Source organism: Candidatus Syntrophosphaera thermopropionivorans, assembly GCF_004353895.1.
In the GTDB taxonomy this organism is placed as follows: domain Bacteria; phylum Cloacimonadota; class Cloacimonadia; order Cloacimonadales; family Cloacimonadaceae; genus Syntrophosphaera; species Syntrophosphaera thermopropionivorans.
Window position 1 is genome coordinate 33,540 of sequence record NZ_SMOG01000009.1, and the last position, 17,230, is coordinate 50,769.

17 protein-coding genes are annotated in these 17,230 nt (G+C 37.3%); 11 read left to right on the forward strand and 6 right to left on the reverse strand.

Annotated elements, in window-relative coordinates:
• Positions 1–54 precede the first annotated feature (54 nt).
• From rpsT to E0946_RS04145, 10 genes are all read left to right on the forward strand, one after another.
• The gene (rpsT, locus tag E0946_RS04100) at positions 55–321 is read left to right on the forward strand and encodes a 30S ribosomal protein S20 (RefSeq protein ID WP_133201206.1); all 267 of its coding nucleotides are present in this window, start codon (positions 55–57) and stop codon (positions 319–321) included.
• 85 nt (positions 322–406) lie between these two features.
• Entirely contained in the window at positions 407–1,078 is a 672-nt protein-coding gene (mtgA, locus tag E0946_RS04105; RefSeq protein ID WP_133201207.1) for a monofunctional biosynthetic peptidoglycan transglycosylase, read from the forward strand.
• Between the two features lie 10 nt (positions 1,079–1,088).
• Positions 1,089–2,381 carry a DUF2851 family protein gene (locus E0946_RS04110; protein WP_133201208.1) on the forward strand — a complete coding sequence of 431 codons (1,293 nt, stop codon included), beginning with the start codon at positions 1,089–1,091 and terminating at the stop codon, positions 2,379–2,381.
• Positions 2,382–2,456: 75 nt separating this feature from the next.
• On the forward strand, positions 2,457–3,248 hold the full coding sequence (locus E0946_RS04115) for a hypothetical protein (protein WP_133201209.1): 792 nt from the start codon (positions 2,457–2,459) through the stop codon (positions 3,246–3,248).
• An 18-nt stretch (positions 3,249–3,266) separates the two neighbouring features.
• Positions 3,267–4,382, forward strand: a complete 1,116-nt coding sequence (locus E0946_RS04120) for a DUF6754 domain-containing protein (RefSeq protein WP_133201210.1) — start codon at positions 3,267–3,269, stop codon at positions 4,380–4,382.
• Positions 4,383–4,384: 2 nt separating this feature from the next.
• Complete coding sequence (locus E0946_RS04125) at positions 4,385–5,083, forward strand: hypothetical protein (protein WP_133201211.1); 699 nt, start codon at positions 4,385–4,387, stop codon at positions 5,081–5,083.
• Positions 5,080–5,943, forward strand: a complete 864-nt coding sequence (locus tag E0946_RS04130) for a hypothetical protein (RefSeq protein ID WP_133201212.1) — start codon at positions 5,080–5,082, stop codon at positions 5,941–5,943. Before E0946_RS04125 ends, E0946_RS04130 begins: the two co-directional genes overlap by 4 nt.
• Positions 5,936–6,574, forward strand: a complete 639-nt coding sequence (locus E0946_RS04135) for a hypothetical protein (RefSeq protein ID WP_133201213.1) — start codon at positions 5,936–5,938, stop codon at positions 6,572–6,574. The genes E0946_RS04130 and E0946_RS04135 overlap by 8 nt, the downstream gene beginning before the upstream one ends.
• Positions 6,575–6,639: 65 nt before the next feature.
• Positions 6,640–7,341, forward strand: a complete 702-nt coding sequence (locus tag E0946_RS04140; protein WP_133201214.1) for a class II aldolase/adducin family protein — start codon at positions 6,640–6,642, stop codon at positions 7,339–7,341.
• Positions 7,342–7,460: 119 nt separating this feature from the next.
• A complete protein-coding gene (locus tag E0946_RS04145) occupies positions 7,461–9,239 on the forward strand; it encodes a peptidylprolyl isomerase (RefSeq protein ID WP_133201215.1) in 1,779 nt (592 codons plus the stop codon).
• On the opposite strand, the gene mtaB is transcribed toward E0946_RS04145, so the two are convergent.
• The 6 genes from mtaB to dnaN are packed head-to-tail and all read right to left on the reverse strand — an operon-like array spanning position 9,226 to position 16,424.
• A complete protein-coding gene (gene mtaB, locus E0946_RS04150; RefSeq protein ID WP_133201216.1) occupies positions 9,226–10,509 on the reverse strand; it encodes a tRNA (N(6)-L-threonylcarbamoyladenosine(37)-C(2))-methylthiotransferase MtaB in 1,284 nt (427 codons plus the stop codon). The two genes, E0946_RS04145 and mtaB, sit on opposite strands and share 14 nt — an antisense overlap.
• Positions 10,510–10,552: 43 nt before the next feature.
• Entirely contained in the window at positions 10,553–11,170 is a 618-nt protein-coding gene (gene purN / locus E0946_RS04155; RefSeq protein WP_133201217.1) for a phosphoribosylglycinamide formyltransferase, read from the reverse strand.
• Positions 11,137–12,918, reverse strand: coding sequence for an aspartate--tRNA ligase (gene aspS, locus E0946_RS04160; RefSeq protein ID WP_133201222.1), 1,782 nt, complete (start codon positions 12,916–12,918; stop codon positions 11,137–11,139). Before aspS ends, purN begins: the two co-directional genes overlap by 34 nt.
• Positions 12,919–12,938: 20 nt before the next feature.
• Positions 12,939–14,174, reverse strand: a complete 1,236-nt coding sequence (locus E0946_RS04165) for an MFS transporter (RefSeq protein ID WP_133201218.1) — start codon at positions 14,172–14,174, stop codon at positions 12,939–12,941.
• On the reverse strand, positions 14,171–15,247 hold the full coding sequence (recF, locus tag E0946_RS04170) for a DNA replication/repair protein RecF (RefSeq protein WP_133201219.1): 1,077 nt from the start codon (positions 15,245–15,247) through the stop codon (positions 14,171–14,173). Before recF ends, E0946_RS04165 begins: the two co-directional genes overlap by 4 nt.
• A 4-nt stretch (positions 15,248–15,251) precedes the next feature.
• Positions 15,252–16,424: a DNA polymerase III subunit beta gene (gene dnaN / locus E0946_RS04175; RefSeq protein ID WP_133201220.1), complete on the reverse strand. Its 1,173-nt coding sequence runs from the start codon at positions 16,422–16,424 to the stop codon at positions 15,252–15,254.
• A 616-nt stretch (positions 16,425–17,040) separates the two neighbouring features.
• Between dnaN and E0946_RS04180 the strand changes: the two genes are divergently transcribed.
• The coding region (locus E0946_RS04180) for a hypothetical protein (RefSeq protein WP_133201221.1) at positions 17,041–17,230 on the forward strand (190 nt) is incomplete at its 3' end.

Genomic DNA, 17,230 nt, shown 5'->3' on the forward strand with positions numbered 1-17,230 from the left:
AAAGCGAGCCATTTATATATGGAATCAAAATATTAAGAGAATATGAGGTAGAAAATGCCCCAACACAAATCACCAATGAAAAGAATGAAAACTGATGCCAAAAGGCATGCACGGAACAATTATGTCCGTCGTACTATCAAAACTTTAGAAAAGAAAATTCGTACTGATATGAGTGATGAAGAAAGACAAACTTTATTGAATGAGATTTATTCCCAGCTGGACAAGGCAGCAAAGAAGGGTGTTATCCATAAACGTACGGCTTCTCGTCGCAAAGCTCGTGTAGCTGCTTTTGTTAATAAAACCCAAACTAAATCTGAATAGCTTTTAATGGTCAGGTTATTATATATCTATTTCTGGCTAAGTTTGTTCTGAATTAATTATTTAGTTTCAGGGTTGTGTGTATTGAATGAAAAAGAAACGCAATTTCTTTGTTCAGGTTCTGCGTTTCATAGTTTATGCTCATCTCTTTTTTTGGACTATTATTGCCACCCTCTGCCTCTTTTACAATTTTATCAATCCTCCTATAACGCCTTTAATGATACAACGAAAACTGATTAGAGGTTACGAATGTCAACCCCGAAAATATATCCCCTTAGAAGAAATCCCCAAATCCATTGTAAGGATGACCATTATCGTGGAAGATGCCAATTATTACCATCATTTTGGATTTGATTGGGATATGATTAAGAAAGCGTGGGAGAAAAATAAGAAAAGTGGAAAGATACGTTACGGTGCAAGTACTATCAGTAATCAGGTAGCCAGAACCATATTTCTTACTACGAATAGGAATGTCCTGCGAAAATATCTGGAAGCTCAGGTCACCGTGATTATGGAATTGCTTATGACTAAGGATAGGATGCTGGAATTGTATCTTAATTATGTAGAATGGGGCAAGGGAATTTATGGTATAGAAACTGCCAGTTACTATTATTATGGGACTAGTTGTCGTAATCTGAGTAAAACTCAAGCTATGAAACTGGTGAGCATTCTTTCTAATCCAATAGATTACGCACCTCAAACCTATTATCGTTCTCCTTCTGCTCGGGCACGATATAATATGTTGCAGCGATATTTTTGAGAGGGACTAAATGGATGAGAAATTTCTCTATCATATCTGGGATGCAGGTCATCTACTCACTCCTCTAAAAACTGCCAGTGGCAAGACTCTTCAGGTTAAATATCAAGGTCAATACAATACTGCACGAGGTCCTGATTTCCATAATGTAATCATTGAACTAAATGGAGAAATTCTCCGTGGAGATGTTGAAATCCATCTTCACAGCTATGATTGGATAGCTCATAACCATCATGAAGACCCCCACTACAATCAGGTTATCCTGCATATTGTGATGGATGCAGGACAACAGCAATATACGATAAAAGAAGATGGAAAAACCATAGAAATTCTGGAACTGAAAAATCAGCTTAGTGATGAAATACGAAAACTGCTGGAAAAGCGGGAAACATCCTCTTTAAATGATAATATTACCTACTGTGATTTGCTTTCTGCTATTGATAACGATGCTTTAATTAGTATTCTTACCAGCTGGGGTCTTCAGCGCTTCCAGAATAAGGTAAGAAGATTTGATGCTGCTTTAATGTTGAGTGATTTTGACCAGGTTCTCTATGAAGGAATAATGGAAGCTATGGGTTATGAGAAAAATAAGCATAACTTACTCATTCTATCTCAGACTATCCCTCTAAAAAATATCCGAGAATGGCAAACTGATGGGATGACTGCTCTGGAACTTGCTTCCATTTATTGTTGTTCCAGTAAACTTCTTTATCTCTGTAAGCACCACCTGAAACCTGAGCTCTATCATTTGCTTCTGGAAACCTATGAACGGCAAAGATTCTATGCTCGCTCTTGGGATATAGACTGGCAACTTTTCCGCATCCGTCCTAATAGCCATCCTCTTTATAGACTGCTCACTATGGCAAATCTACTGAATAAAACTCAAGATCAGGGCTTATTGAATTATTTTCTGGAACGAGTGGATATAGAAAGAAGTGATAGCAAGAAAGCTTTCTCTGAGTTTTCCCACATTTTTAAGGAATCCATCCTTCCTGGAGCTGAAACTCTGCCCAGACCTGGAAAAAGCTTAATCAGCAATATCTACATCAATATTTTTCTACCTATCAGTTATATGTTCTTTGAAAAGCATTCTGAATCTGATAACTGCCGGAAGATACTAAAATATTATAAAGAATTTCCTGCCCTGGAAGAAAATCACATCCTACGCTATATGAGCAGATATATGAGTGATGCACATTATGATTTAATAAATCACAAAACTATTCTTCAGCAGGGATTACTGGAACTATTTCATCGCTTTTGCAACTATCATCTCTGTTCAGAATGTCTTGCCAGTAAAAGCTAAATCAGAAAAGAGGAATATATAGAATGTAGTTTAGTAACTTTATATATAAAAATGATATTGAAAAGGAAGATAATTATGAAAAGTAAACTTATCCTTATCCTATGGTTAATCCTGGTATTAGGAATGTTTTCCTGCACAAAAAAACAAAGCAACCTACCAGATGAAACTTTTAAGGTGAGTGAATTCAGGACTATTCCCTCTTTCAAAGCAATGTTTCTTGCTTTAGATAAGCTGGAAGAAACTAAACTTAACAACTTACCTTTAGCTCAGGTCGTCCCTGCTCAAAAGGACACTATATATTATGCTTTTGGCTGGGGAGTACTTTCTTCTGATGCTCAACTTGCCATAGCCAGTAAAAATCAAAATCAACTAATCTCGGTAACTGATCAGTTTATCTCTCTTGCACCTCAGCTTGGTCTCCACCAGTTTGCTAATCAATTAAGAGATGCAGTAAAGCCTGAGATAAAGAATAACAATTGGGGATTGTTAAAAGATGTTTTCTATGCTATGCAAGAAAGTGTGGATACCTTGATGTTATCAAACAATAGAGAAAAAGAGCTCACTTTTATATATCTCGGTGGCTGGACAGAAACTACCAATCAGATAGCCAGACTAATCGCAAAGGATTATAGTACGGAAAAATCCAGGACCTTACAAACTGATGCCTGGGAAGATCTTGCTTTTAATCTCAACCTTATCCAGAATATGTCTAAAGATAAATCACCTTTGCTTGCCCAAACCATAGAATTAGTACATAAAATTCAGAATACTCTTTCTTCTGGAACAGCGGCAGTTTTAACTCTGGAACAGGTTGAGACCATTGTTGAACATACTACCGCTCTGAGGGAGTTATACTTGAAATCTTAAGCTTTTATTGAGGTGAATATGAAACATTTACACCTTATCCTGTTATTTTTACTCATCAGTATGGTTGCTTTTGCCAATCCTGAGGAAATTGACACTTATTATGCTGAAGATGCACCTTGGGATGATGGAACAGCCGTGCTTCATAAGTGGAATTTAAGTGCTAAATGGGATTCTTTAAGTTTGCAAAAAGCTGATTCGCTTGGTGTCTATCAGGAGATATTTAATGAATTTTCACTGTCCGGTCAATACAAAGAAACCGGTCTCACTCCAGACATCAAACATCAGTACCGCTTGGTGTTATATAATAAAGAACAAGGGGATAGTCTCACTCTTTTTGCTGAAACTACCACTCAACAGCAATGGTTTTCTATGGATAAACTTCCCCTCCTCATTCTTCTGCTAATCATTTGCAGTTCCGTTCTTTATTATATTCTATCTGCTCGTAGAGGAAAAGAACTATTTATCCGTAGGATTAGTGGTCTGGATAGCATAGATGAAGCTATTGGAAGAGCCACAGAAAAGGGTAAACCTATACTCTATGTTCCTGGAATTAGTGACCTTAATGATATTCAAACCATAGCATCTTTGAATATCTTGAACCATGTGGCAATGAAATCTGCTGAATACGGCACTGAGCTCCTTGTGCCTTGTCGTTTTTCTATGGTTATGTCCGCTGCTCATGAGACGGTTAAAGATGCCTATCTTAAAGCAGGCAGACCTGATGCTTATAAAGAGGATAATATCTTTTATGTAACAGATGACCAGTTTGGATTTGTGGCTGGTGTAGATGGAATAATGCTTCGTGAAATGCCAGCAGCAAATTTCTTTCTTGGAGCTTTCTGGGCTGAATCTCTAATCCTAACAGAAACTGGATTTATCACTGGAGCTATTCAAACTGCTGGAACTGGACAACCTCATCAATTACCTTTCTTTGTCGTTTCTTGTGATTATACCTTGATTGGAGAAGAATTATATGCTGCTTCTGCCTATTTATCAAGAGACCCGCAACAATTAGGTAGCCTAAAAGGACAAGATTTTGGTAAATTACTCACCATCATCCTGATTTTAGCAGGAATTATTGCTGAAATTGCTGGTTTTGGCTGGTTCAAAAATTTCTTTGAAGGAGTGTTCTAAAGATGAAAAGCAAAATACCTCAATTACTTGCTTTCCTCTCCGGTTTGGTTATACTTGTAGCTGCTTTTATTCCTCACACACCCTTTGGAATGTTTGAAGAAACTCTTACTAACTGGTTTATGATTATCTCCAGTTTTGCTATTCTCTTAGGACAGAGTAGCTTAATTCAATCAAATGTAGCTAAAATTACGCAAAAAGCACCAAACTGGAAATATCATATTGCCACACTGGTAAGTTTTGGAGTAATGCTGATTTTTGGTCTGCTCTGGGGAATGGAAAACACACCTGGAATTTTGGGTCAGGGAGAAAAGTTAGCAGAAAGTTTAGGCTCAAAACCTTTTGATTATCTATTTGAATATGCCTTTATGCCTCTATCTTCTACGATGTTTTCTTTGCTGGCTTTCTATATTGCTTCAGCTGCTTATCGTGCTTTCATAATGAGGACCTTTGAATCTAATCTGCTATTGATTACCGCGGTAATAGTGATGCTTGGTAGAACCAGTTTTGCCACTATTTTAACGAGCTGGATTCCTGATTCCTTGCATTTTCTTCGTTTACCAGAATTAACCGATTTTATTATGCAATATCCTAATACCGCTGCTCAAAGAGCTATTCTTATTAGTGCAGCTTTAGGTGTCGTGGGAGCTTCTTTAAGGATAATTCTGGGAATTGAAAGGTCTTATTTGGGAGGAGAAAAATGAGTGAAGATATCAATCTAACCAAAACCTTAAGAGAACGACGAATCATTTTCCTTCTACTGGTATTAGCTGTAGCAATTCCCATAATATTTCCTTTCAGTTTGAAGACACATAGCACTCCCTTGACAGAAAAAGCTTTTAATCTGATAGAATCAACTCCTGCAGGTTCTCCAGTCATCATTTCTTTTGATTATGACCCTTCAACAGTCACCGAACTTCAGCCTATGGCTATTGCTATCATTGAGCATGCCTGGCGGAAAAACCATCGGATTATTGCTATGGCTATGTGGCCTCAAGGTTCACAGATGGCAGATATGGCTTTCTCTGAAGTCCAAAAAAAGTTTGGTGAAGAAAAAGTGTATGGTGTGGATTATGTTAATTTAGGTTATAAACCTGGTGGTATGGTCATTATTCAGACTATGGGACGAAACTTAAAGACGGTTTTCCCCAAAGACACTGCTATGAATGATTATGATAGCATACCTCTATTGAAAAATATTAAGACCATAAAAGATATAAAATATGTGGTCTCTTTATCAGCAGGAGACCCTGGTTTACGAGATTGGATAATGACTGCTAATGGTAAATTTGGCATTCCAGTTGCTGGAGGGACCACAGCTGTTAGTGCACCTGGCTTCTTACCTTATGTAAATGACCAGAATCAGCTTTCAGGTTTATTGGGCGGATTGAAAGCAGCAGCAGAATATGAATTACTTCTGGGTTATGAAGGAACTGCCAGCAGAGGAATGAATCCACAATCCATAGCACATCTTTTGATTCTGGCTTTAATCGTAGCAGGTAATATTCGCGTCTGGAGAAATAGAAGAAAAGAAAAAATGGCAAAGGAGGTGAATAATGGCTGAATTGATGAAAACTATCGGTATCTGGCTGAGCGCCTATTTCACTCTCAGTATCTTCAGTTTTCTTTACAAAGATAACCCATTCTATAAGCTGGCAGAACAAATTTTCGTTGGTCTTTCTGCTGCTTATTGGCTGGTTTACACCATATATAATATCTTAATTCCGAATCTTTTTAATAAGCTTTTCACTGATTTTGCACATAACTGGATTTTACTCATACCTATGGCTTTGGGCATTATGATGTTGATGCGAATGTTTCCCAAACTGGAATGGCTAAGTCATTATCCTATGGCAATTATGGTGGGAACTACTGCAGCCATAGCTATGCTTCTTGCTTTTCAATCTGATTTTCTCAGCCAGATAGCAGCTACGATGGTCAATCCTTTCAAATACTCATCTCCAGTAGATATTGTAGGCACTATTCTTCTGATTATAGGAACTATTTGTGGTATATATTTCTTCTACTTCAGTAAAAAGCAGGAAGGATTCTATAAAATTCCTTCCAAGGTTGGAATCTGGTTTCTTATGGTAAGTTTCGGTGCCTCTTTTGGTTATACCGTTATGGCACGTATTTCACTATTGATTGGTAGATTGGACTTCCTCTTACGAGATTGGCTACATCTAATCAGATGAAAAAGCTCTCTCTTGCTCCAAGAATTTAAGCATTATTAAAACTGAAGGTTTTAAGGAAAAAGGATATGGATTTAAAAGAACTTGTCTCTCTTTCTCCAGCTATAAAAGAATTGATTGATAAGATTAGCAATATTTCCCAAGAGATAATGAGCCATAACTGGGCAGAAGCCAATGCTGGCAATCTTTCTCTTAATATCAGTCAGGAAATGAACGAACTGAAAGAAACAAACTCAGAATGGTATCTGGTAACTCGCACCAGAAGTCGTTATCGGGAAATGGTACAAGACCCTATTTCTTCTTTAATTTTGATTCAATTGCAAGCTAATCAAGAAAAGTGCTATCCTGCAGAGGCTAAACCTACTTCTGAATGGTCTTCTCATCGCAGGCTTCAGCAATATTTTCTGGAAGTTGGAAGAAAAGATAGGGTGATTATCCACTGTCACCCTTCAAACACTATTTTGCTCAGTCAACTACCATTTTATCCAAATAAGATTAGAATTAATAAAATGCTGGCAGAAGCTTTGCCAGAATTACCTATTTACCTTCCTTCTGGAGTGGGAACAGCTTTTTATGCACCTCCTGGTTCGGAAGCTTTAGCTACAAACTCTCTGGAATCTATTGGTGATAGCAAAGCTCTAATCTGGCAATCTCATGGTTTGCTTTGTACGGGAAAAGACCTGGATGAAGCTCTGGATTATATGGAAATTGTAGAAAAAGCGGCAGAACTGGCAATTCGTAAGCTTTTCTTGACTCAGTTAAGGTTTTGAACATACTATTCTTCTCCCCCGTCTGAATCATTTTTTATTGACGAATAGAATTTAAATAATAATGAAGAATAGTAGAATATAAAGGGTATATACATAAAAAGTAATCTAAGGAGTGATAAATGAAACATAGAGTTATAATCCTGCTATTATTTATTCTGACTATGAGCTTTCTGGATGCAAAAAGTCCAGATCCTAAAGCAGTAGTCGGAAAAATAGATAATATTACTTACACCTATGCAGAATATGATAAAATCCTTTCCAATTATTACGCTTATTATCAGAAAAAATGGGGACATCCACTTTCTACAGAAGAAAAGGCACAATTAAATAATCAATGCTGGGAAGAGCTGGTAGGACGTTATATCTATGATAAAGCTATAAAAGCGGGAAAAATAACCATAACGCAAGCGGAACTCCTGAGAGAAGCGAAAAAGAATCCTCCTGAAGCGGTAAAGCAAATTCCTGAATTAAAAACTAATGGCAAGTTTGACCGTAAAAAATATGAAGATGCACTGAATAATATTCCCGAATTCAAGAAAGCTGTTTTAGAAGAAGTGAAGGCTACTTATCAATATCAAAAGTTACTGAATACTATAAGAAATGAGGTCACAGTCAGTGAGGATAGCGTCTATAAAGAATGGTTCCGAGATAATGACCTCGTGGATGCTCAGATAATCTGTTTTGATGCCAATAAGTTGACTAATATAACAGCTACAGAAGAAGAAGGTAGAGCGTATTATGAATCCCATAAAGAGCAGTATCGCAAAGAGAACTGTCGTTCTTATCGTTATGTAAGGATTCCCAAAGCCACTTCAACAGCGGATTCCTTAGCCGTAAAGGAAGAAGTGATGAAGATATATCAGGATTTACTTGCAGGTGCAGATTTTGCAGAAATGGCAAAAGCTAAATCTCAGGACCCTGGTTCAGCAGAGAAAGGTGGCGATTTAGGTTGGTTCGGTAGAGGTCAAATGATTCCCGTTTTTGAAGAAACTGCTTTTAAAACAAATCCTGGACAAATAGCAGAGCCAGTACTTTCCAATTATGGCTGGCATATCATTCAAACTTTAGACCGTCGTCAGGGAGAAAACGGTGAAGAAGTTTTAGCTCGTCATATTCTTCTTCGTATTGAGCCCAGTGAGACCACTTTAAAGCAGCTAAAAATGGATGCTTTCTCCTTATATCAAAAGGCACAGGAGAAAGGGTTGCAAAAAGCTGCTCAAGAGATGGGCTATAAAGTTGAAGAAAGTGGAGTTTTCCAGGAAAAAGACTCATTTATTAAAGGGATAGGAAGAGATGCCAACTTGGTTAGTTTTGCCTTCCAAAATCCTGTGGGCTCAATTCCTAATATTTACTATTCACCCAACGGTGATGCCTATATTTGTGAGTTATCGGATAGCATTTCTGTTTATTATACTCCTTTTGAAGATGAAAAAAGTAGAATTATGAACACCGTCACTAAAAATAAAAGAAATAATTATATGAATGAATATGCTCATAACTTCGTTCGGAACTTTACTCCTGATCAATATCTGGAACAAGCGACAAAGGATAGTTTAATGGTAATAGAAATCACCAATCATAAAAAAGGAGACCCTATAAGTTCTCTGGGAAAGATTCCAGATTTGGATAATGCACTATTTGAAACTCCCGTGGGAAGCTTTACCCCTCTAATTAATGACCAGTCACGCTGGTTTCTGGGTAAAATCACCAAACATCAAGTTCCAGATCCTGCACGATGGGAAAAGAATAAAGCTGCTCTCATTAAAGAGGCTAAAGAAAAAGCAGGACAGGAACATCTGAATAAATGGTATTTAGAAGAACGCCGTAAAGTTACTATTATTGATAATAGAAGAGATTTCTATGACCTGACTTCCACCGACAAGGTCATTCAACTTTAGTTCCGAAAACACCATCTCTATATGTTTGCTGGGGAATTATCTTTAATAATTCTCCAGCTTTTTCATTGGTGAAAGTATAAGCACGAATATAGTGGTCGGATAAAAAGGTTCCTCTACCATTTTCCATATCCTCAAGAATACCTCTAAGAATAATCTTTTCATTAATCAATTTTTGTTTATACTTTTCTTTTTTCTGTTTCCCCAATTGCAATAATTTTTGCGCCCGAAGGTTTTTCTCTGGTTTAGGAACCTGCTCGGGAAGAGAATAGGCAACTGTGCCTGGTCTACGAGAAAAGGGAAAGATATGAAGATAGGCTATAGAGAGTTTAGATATAAAGTTTAGCGTGGTCTGGAAATCGGAATTATCTTCACCTGGGAAACCTGTTATAACATCCAGTCCGATGGCTGCATCAGGGAAAAAACTAAGGATATTATTCAGTAAGGCTTCAAAATCTCTGGTATTATAAGGTCTGCCCATATTTTTTAAGATACGGTCACATCCTGATTGAAGAGGGATATGAAAGTGGGGACAGAGTTTTGTACATTGTCTCAATCTTTTTATAAGCTCCGGAGAAAAAAGATGCGGCTCCAGAGAACTTAATCTTATTAGCTCTAAACCTTCAAGTTTCTCTAAGGCTTCTACTACATCAGCCAGATTTTTCCCCTCATCTTCATACAATCCCAGATTGATTCCACCCAGCACTATCTCTTTATATCCATTTTCCACAAACATTCTTGCCTGAGTGATGACCTCGGAAAATTTAGCAGAACGAGCAGGACCACGAGCATATGGAACTGCACAATAATAACAACGAAAATCACAACCATCCTGTATTTTCTGAAAAGCGCGGGTATGCTCTATCATCTTTTGCACTGGTTTAAAATTAAACCTGTCTACTGTCATTATATCCTGAAAATGATAATCAGCATTATCCAGGAGTTCTGCCAGGTTTAGTTTGTTTTGATTATCTACAATGAGGTCAATATCTCCCAGTTTTTTTATCTCATCAAAATTTCTTTGTGCATAGCAACCGGTAACAATAACTTTCACAGCTGGATTTTTATTTTTCTGTTTTAGCGCCTTACGAATCAGATTACGACTCTTATAATCTGTCCTTTGAGTTACGGTGCAGGTATTGATAATATAGATATCTGCATCACTATCAAAAGGAACCAGAGTGTACTTCTCAGGATTAAACTGTCCGGAAATAATAGCAGATTCAGCAGTATTGGTTTTACAACCGAGTGTGGCAATGGCAATCTTAATCATTTATATTTCTTAATAAGTGGTAAAGAAGGAAACCAGAAAGACATCATTTCTCTGGTGCATAATATTTACATAAAAACTGATAGATAACTGGAGCATAGGTTTGATGCTCAATTTCCAGCACTTTTGCGGCTATTTCTTCGGGACTTTTACAATCGGATATATCCACTTTTACCTGAGCTATAATCGGTCCATTATCATATTGAGGGTCCACCAGATGAACAGTCACTCCTGATACTTTATCATCAGAGGCAAATACTGCATTATGAACATTCATACCATACATACCTTTTCCACCATATTTGGGTAAAAGTGCAGGATGGATATTGAGTACCGGAATCTTCACTTTTTCCAGAAAAGAGGAGGATAGCAAATTCATAAATCCGGCGAGGGCAATAAGTTCAATTTTCTCTTGCTGACAGAGTTCCAACAGCTGATTTTCAAAGTCTTTATCTTTTTTGGGAGAAAGGATGTAGCAAGGAATATTCAGTTTCTCACATAATTGCACCACTGGTGCATCTTTGCGGGAAGCGGTGGCAAATGCAATCTCTACAGGAAGAGAATGTTTTTTAAAATATTCATAGAGCGCTTGAAGATTAGAACCTCTTCCAGCACCACTGGTTAAAACTGCTATTCGCCAGGTTTTAGATGGAGTTCTTTCCATTGTTCTTCCGAAACTTCCGAGGGTGCTCCACACATCAAATCAGTAGCTTTCAAAGTCTTAGGAAAAGCAATAACATCTCTGATAGATTCTGCTCTCGTCATTATCATCACTAAACGGTCCAATCCAGGTGCAATTCCTCCGTGAGGTGGAGTGCCATATTTTAAAGCTTCCAGGAAAAATCCAAATCTTTCATTGAGTTCTTGTTCACTTAATCCGAGAATATCAAAAATCCTTCTCTGGAGGTCATAGCGATGACAACGAATACTTCCAGAGGAAAGCTCCACTCCATTGCAGACTAAATCGTAGAGCTGACCTATAATTTGACCATATTTATCAGGTTCATAGAGCCAGTGAATATGTTCTTCTCTAGGTAAGGTAAACATATGATGAGCGGGTTCCCATCGTTTTTCTTCCGCATTGTACTGGAAAAGTGGGAAATCTGTTATCCAGACAAAGCAAAAAGTATTATCAGGAATAAGATTTTGCCATTCAGCTATGGTATTTCTGAGAGCGGCAAGAACCTTGGAAGTCATATCGTAGTTATCTGCTACGATAGCAATTAAGTCTCCGGGATTAGCTTGAGTGAGTTCAATTATAGCCTTGCTTTCTTCTTCTGTTAAAAATTTACTTATCCCAGATTCCAATCCCTTTTCTGTCACTTTAGCAAAAGCGATTCCCTTTCCACCTTGATGTTTTGCCACTGAGATTAATTCGTCCTGTTTGGACCTACTGTAGTTTGCACCATCAGGAATGCATAGAGCTTTAATCACCGCTCCTTGCTGAATAGCGGAACGGAATACTTGAAATTGAGTGTTTTGCAGAGCAGAGGTAAGGTCACTTAATTCCAGAGCAAACCGCAAATCAGGTTTATCACAGCCAAAACGGTCCATTGCTTCTCTATAGGTCAAACGAGTAAAAGGAATGGGGAGTTCTATATTCAACACCTCCGAAAATAAAGTGTGCATCAATCTTTCTAACAAATCAAAGATTTGTTCTTGCGTCACAAAGCTCATTTCAATATCCAGTTGCGTGAATTCTGGTTGTCTATCAGCTCTCAAATCCTCATCGCGAAAACAACGAGCAAGCTGAAAATAGCGGTCAAATCCAGCAATCATCAAAAGCTGTTTAAACATCTGAGGAGATTGAGGCAGAGCATAAAATTTACCTGGATAAATCCTGCTGGGCACCAGATAATCTCTGGCACCTTCGGGTGTACTTTTCATCAGGATAGGAGTCTCAATCTCATAGAAACCTTCTTGAGAAAGAAAGTTTCGCATAGTCTGCATAATCTGGTGTCGCATCAGGATATTTTTTTGTAGAGAGGGTCTGCGTAAATCCAGATAGCGATATTTTAATCTGAGGTCTTCTTCTGCCAGGGCAGCTTCATTCAGCTGGATAGGTAAAGGTTCACAATCATTGAGAAGATATATTTCTTCTGCTTTAATCTCTATATTTCCGGTGGGAATATTCATATTTACATTTTCCGGAGTGCGAGCTACCACTTTCCCTTTTGCTGCAACCACATATTCAAGTCGTAATCGTTCCGCTTTGGAAAAAGACTCTTTCTCTTCCGGATGAATCACTACTTGAATCATTCCTTTAATATCTCTCAAATCAATAAAGATTAAACCACCCAGATCTCTTCTGCTATTAACCCATCCCATTAAAGTCACATCTTTACCAATATCTTTAGACCTCAAATCACCACAATAATCTGTTCTCTTCAAATTACCCAGATTGTCTATCATCATAAACTCACCTTCAAAAGTTATTTAAATACATATTCTTGACCGAATTTAATGCCTCTTTCCAGCTTAACCTGGTGAAGCATTATCCAGCCAGCTATAAAAAACACTATTAAAGATATAATTGCATAGCGCTGATTTCCTGCTAAACGAGTTATTTCTCCATAAACAAAAGGACCTATAATAGCAGATATTCTTCCTACCAGCGTATAAAAACCAAAGAATTCTGCTTGCTTATCCAGTGGAGTTAGCAAGGAGAGCATAGTCCTGCTATTAGCTTGGCTGCTTCCAATAGCTAGACCAGCCAGAAGTCCAAGGTAGTAATATTCCTGTGCAGTATTGCAGAAAAATGCCCAGACCACTACCACCACCCATATTATTAAAGATATACTTAAAGCTAAACGAACATTGAGTTTATCCGCTATCAAACCAAAAAGTGCAGCTCCAACAAAGGAAGTTACTTGTGCAATAATGAAAAAGATGATGAGACTCTGTTGCGTCATTCCAAATTGTGCTCCACCAAAAATAGCAGCATAGACGATAACGGTGTAGATTCCTATATTATAGAGAAAATAACTGATTAAAAAATTGAGTAAATCGGGCATTTTTTTTATGTGCTTAAAGGAAAACAACACCCGGTCCAGTGCCACTTTAAAATAGTTCTTTTTTTGCACTGAATACTTTTTTTCCTTTAAGGTTAAAAAAGTTATGCTGGAAAATATTAATATATGCAAAGCCACCATAGGCCAGACAAGCTTTATGTGTTTATCTATCAATGCCAGTGCTAAAATGAGAGTTACTAATCCTCCAATATAGCCAAAACCCCAGCCTAAACCTGATATCCTTCCGAGGTCTTTTTTCATTCCAACTTCTGGTAAAAATGCATCATAAAAGACATTGGCACTATTGAAAGAAAAGTTGGCTATGATAAAAAGTATCATTGCCAGAATTAAATCTCCCTGACCAACAAAGTAAAGTAGTGCAGTGGAAATAATAGTTAAAATAGTAAAGAAAAGGAGGAATCTCTTTTTGGAACGAGAATAATCTGCCATAGCACCGAGAATAGGAGCAAAGATAGCAGCTAAAGTCATTGAGATAGCTATTGCTTGAGACCATAACCATTCACCACCTTCAGGTCTTCCAGAAGCTATGGTCTGCACAAAATAAACACTGAAGACGACTGTAACTATGACCGTGGTAAATGCCGAATTGGCAAAATCATAGAACATCCAGCCGATAGCCTCTTTTCTTAGTTTCATTGCTTGTTTTCAGGTAAACTCAATCTGGTAAGTTCGTTCCATTCACTGGTTATTTGTTCATTGGGACTGGCTATAAAAATCTGATAGTGAAAATCAAGAAACTCTTTGATGCGATGCGTGTGCAGCTGGTCTAATTCTGCAAAAACATCATCAAAAAGCATAATAGGTTTTATAGAGGTTAAATTCTCTATCAAGGAAGCTTGAATCAGCTTTAAAATAATTACGGTGATTCTTTTTTGACCCTGAGAACCGTAGCTCTTAAGATTGTTTTGATTGAGCAGAAATTCATAGTCATCCAGATGAGGTCCAACCAGCGTTCGTTGATAATTTTTCTCCCTCTTTTCCAGTTCCTCTAATATCCTTAAAAGCTTATCTATACTATTTGGATAATCCTCTATTCCATTAACTTTATACTGTATTGATATATCTTTAACCTGTTCAGAGATATGAGGATATTGTTCTTTTAAAGCCTGATTGACGAGATTCAGATATTTTTGCCTGTATTGCAGGACAGGGAATAAGAATTCACAGAAATGGATGTCCCAGCTGTGTTTTTCAGCATAAGTATATTCTTTTTTGAGCAGGTTATTGCGTTGTTCCACAATATGTAAATAATTCCTTAAAAGACTTATGTATTCAGGATAAATTTGAGAGAGAGCAAGGTCAAAATATTGTCTGCGAAAACGAGGTGAACCATCAATTAGATTCATATCTTCTGGTGCGGAATAGATTACTTTCACGCCTTCATAGATTCTACTGAGTTGCCGAACTGGATTTCCATTGATTTTTAATAACTTCTTCCCTTTTTGCCAGGATATCTGTATCTCCAAACCGAGTTCATTATCAGTTTGGAAAAGACCTTTTAACGAAAAAAAATCATAGCCCTGCTCACAGAGATATTCATCCCTATGAAAATGCACCGATTTACCTATCCCGCAATAAGCTATAGCTTCAAGTAGATTGGTCTTACCATAACCATTGGGTGCGATTATCAAATTACCAGCAGGATGCAAATCAAATCTGGCATTCTCATAATTGCGAAAATGCACCAGAAAGAGCTGTTTTAGAATCAATAAATCAGGTCCGCAAAGGCATCAACAAAAAGGTTATTTTCTGATTCTTGAGTGGAGGCTCATTAAATACCATTATCGGGTCTCTGGAATCACCTAATTTTATCAAGACCTGCTCTGTATCTATTGCATCCAGTATGGAAAGCAAATATTTATTATTAAAGGAAATAGAGGTCGGAACTCCATTGTATTCATATTTATCTATAAATTCTTTCGCCTCACCTGTTTCTTTATTGACAGTGCTGATTTCAAAATGGTCTTTATCCACATCAAATTTGACCCTGCCACTATCTTCTGGTGCTAATAATGCAATTCTGCGTATGGATTGCATTAAAGTTTCCTTATCCAGAATAAGATGATTGGGAAGCTCTGCTAAAAAGGCTTTTTCATATTCCGGATAGTTATGGTCAATGATATTGGAAACTACCAGATAATCAGCATAGCCGAAGATGATATTATTTCTCTCAAAAATGACCTTCATTTCCTTAACCGCGGGGTCGTGTATCTTCTGCAAGAAATTCAATGTCTTTACAGGAATAATCTTCTCTAATAACTGTCCAGAATAGGGATCATCAAAGATGGACTCATCAATATTTTCTTCACCACTTTCTGTGACTGAAGCAGCTGTGTTCGGAACAATTATTTCTGCCACCTTTCTTCCATCTGTTGCTGCCATTAAATTAACTTTTTCCATAATTTTCCAACAAACTCCAGTAAGGACCGGTCTATTGACATCAGTAGAGACAGCAAAAACGGTCTTGCTAATCATCCTATTAAAAGTCTCTGCATTAACCAGAGTAGCGTTGTCAAAACTGGGCATTAGAAGCTGAGGAAAGAGAGTGTAATCAGCACAAAGAATATTGAATTCAATCTTGTTACATTGAATCATCAAGAGGTCCTCATTTTGCCAGATATTGATCACAGAATCCGGCATCTGAGATATTATACTATTAAAATAACTTGCTGATACAGCAATAATTCCACTATCACTCACAGCTGCATTTAAAACTACTACTGCAGTAATTTTTAAATCCGTAGCAGTAATCTTAACTTCACCTTTTTTCTCATCTGCCTCTATTAAATAATTAGTCAAAATTGGAGAAGCAGCTTTCGTTGATATAATCCCTGCTAAATGCTGAATGTGCTGAACTAATTCACTTTTTTCAACTGCGAATTTCATAACTACCCCTTTATTAAGATATTACTCTATTAATTCCTTAAAATTTCTTTTTGCCACCTTGTCAATAAGTTTCTCTGAATTTATACAGGTATGCAAAGGTCCTCCTTTTCATCATACGGCACCAGCTCTAATCCATTCGTACGTTCATCAACTCATTATTAAATTGGTATGAAAAGGTCCCCCTTTTCATCATACGGCACCAGCTCTAATCCATTCGTAAGATTATTAACTCATTATTAACTTATAATGGTATGCAAAGATCCACCTTTGCATCATACCCTGATGACTTTCACTTATTGCTAAGCTCACGATTGCGTGATAACCTTATGAAATTGTTTAATTAACGCTTATTCAAAAGTTATTATGCTTTTATTTTCTTTCGGATATACTTTTAGCTGATACCGTAAGGTGCAGATGAGGACATCTGCACACCATTAACATCCACACACCATTAAATGTCATCCCTATATTTATAGAAAGATTAATTTTTTTACTTTAAATGGAGAGCTGATGTCCAGCTCATGTCCAACTCATGTCCAGCTTATGTCCGAAAGTGGACATAAGCTCACCACCAACTCAATATAATTTACACTTTTATAACTTATAGGAGGGCAAAATGAAAGTATATTACAAAAACCTGATTAAATCGTATAGCGGTAATTTTGATGACCTGATTTATTGTTACAATCCACGCTTGAAATGCTACTATGCTCGTCACTATTCACGCCGTCGTCAGACAGCACAAAACCAACTCTATGCCGATATCGCAAAAAATATGAAGAGATTATCTCCCTCTCCAGGATACC

What these genes read in the sequence shown, in the direction of transcription:
- rpsT (WP_133201206.1), top strand. Translation starts at nt 55, where the DNA reads ATGCCCCAACACAAATCACCAATGAAAAGAATGAAAACTGATGCCAAA.
- mtgA (WP_133201207.1), top strand. Translation starts at nt 407, where the DNA reads ATGAAAAAGAAACGCAATTTCTTTGTTCAGGTTCTGCGTTTCATAGTT.
- E0946_RS04110 (WP_133201208.1), top strand. Translation starts at nt 1,089, where the DNA reads ATGGATGAGAAATTTCTCTATCATATCTGGGATGCAGGTCATCTACTC.
- E0946_RS04115 (WP_133201209.1), top strand. Translation starts at nt 2,457, where the DNA reads ATGAAAAGTAAACTTATCCTTATCCTATGGTTAATCCTGGTATTAGGA.
- E0946_RS04120 (WP_133201210.1), top strand. Translation starts at nt 3,267, where the DNA reads ATGAAACATTTACACCTTATCCTGTTATTTTTACTCATCAGTATGGTT.
- E0946_RS04125 (WP_133201211.1), top strand. Translation starts at nt 4,385, where the DNA reads ATGAAAAGCAAAATACCTCAATTACTTGCTTTCCTCTCCGGTTTGGTT.
- E0946_RS04130 (WP_133201212.1), top strand. Translation starts at nt 5,080, where the DNA reads ATGAGTGAAGATATCAATCTAACCAAAACCTTAAGAGAACGACGAATC.
- E0946_RS04135 (WP_133201213.1), top strand. Translation starts at nt 5,936, where the DNA reads ATGGCTGAATTGATGAAAACTATCGGTATCTGGCTGAGCGCCTATTTC.
- E0946_RS04140 (WP_133201214.1), top strand. Translation starts at nt 6,640, where the DNA reads ATGGATTTAAAAGAACTTGTCTCTCTTTCTCCAGCTATAAAAGAATTG.
- E0946_RS04145 (WP_133201215.1), top strand. Translation starts at nt 7,461, where the DNA reads ATGAAACATAGAGTTATAATCCTGCTATTATTTATTCTGACTATGAGC.
- mtaB (WP_133201216.1), bottom strand. Translation starts at nt 10,509, where the DNA reads ATGATTAAGATTGCCATTGCCACACTCGGTTGTAAAACCAATACTGCT.
- purN (WP_133201217.1), bottom strand. Translation starts at nt 11,170, where the DNA reads ATGGAAAGAACTCCATCTAAAACCTGGCGAATAGCAGTTTTAACCAGT.
- aspS (WP_133201222.1), bottom strand. Translation starts at nt 12,918, where the DNA reads ATGATAGACAATCTGGGTAATTTGAAGAGAACAGATTATTGTGGTGAT.
- E0946_RS04165 (WP_133201218.1), bottom strand. Translation starts at nt 14,174, where the DNA reads ATGAAACTAAGAAAAGAGGCTATCGGCTGGATGTTCTATGATTTTGCC.
- dnaN (WP_133201220.1), bottom strand. Translation starts at nt 16,424, where the DNA reads ATGAAATTCGCAGTTGAAAAAAGTGAATTAGTTCAGCACATTCAGCAT.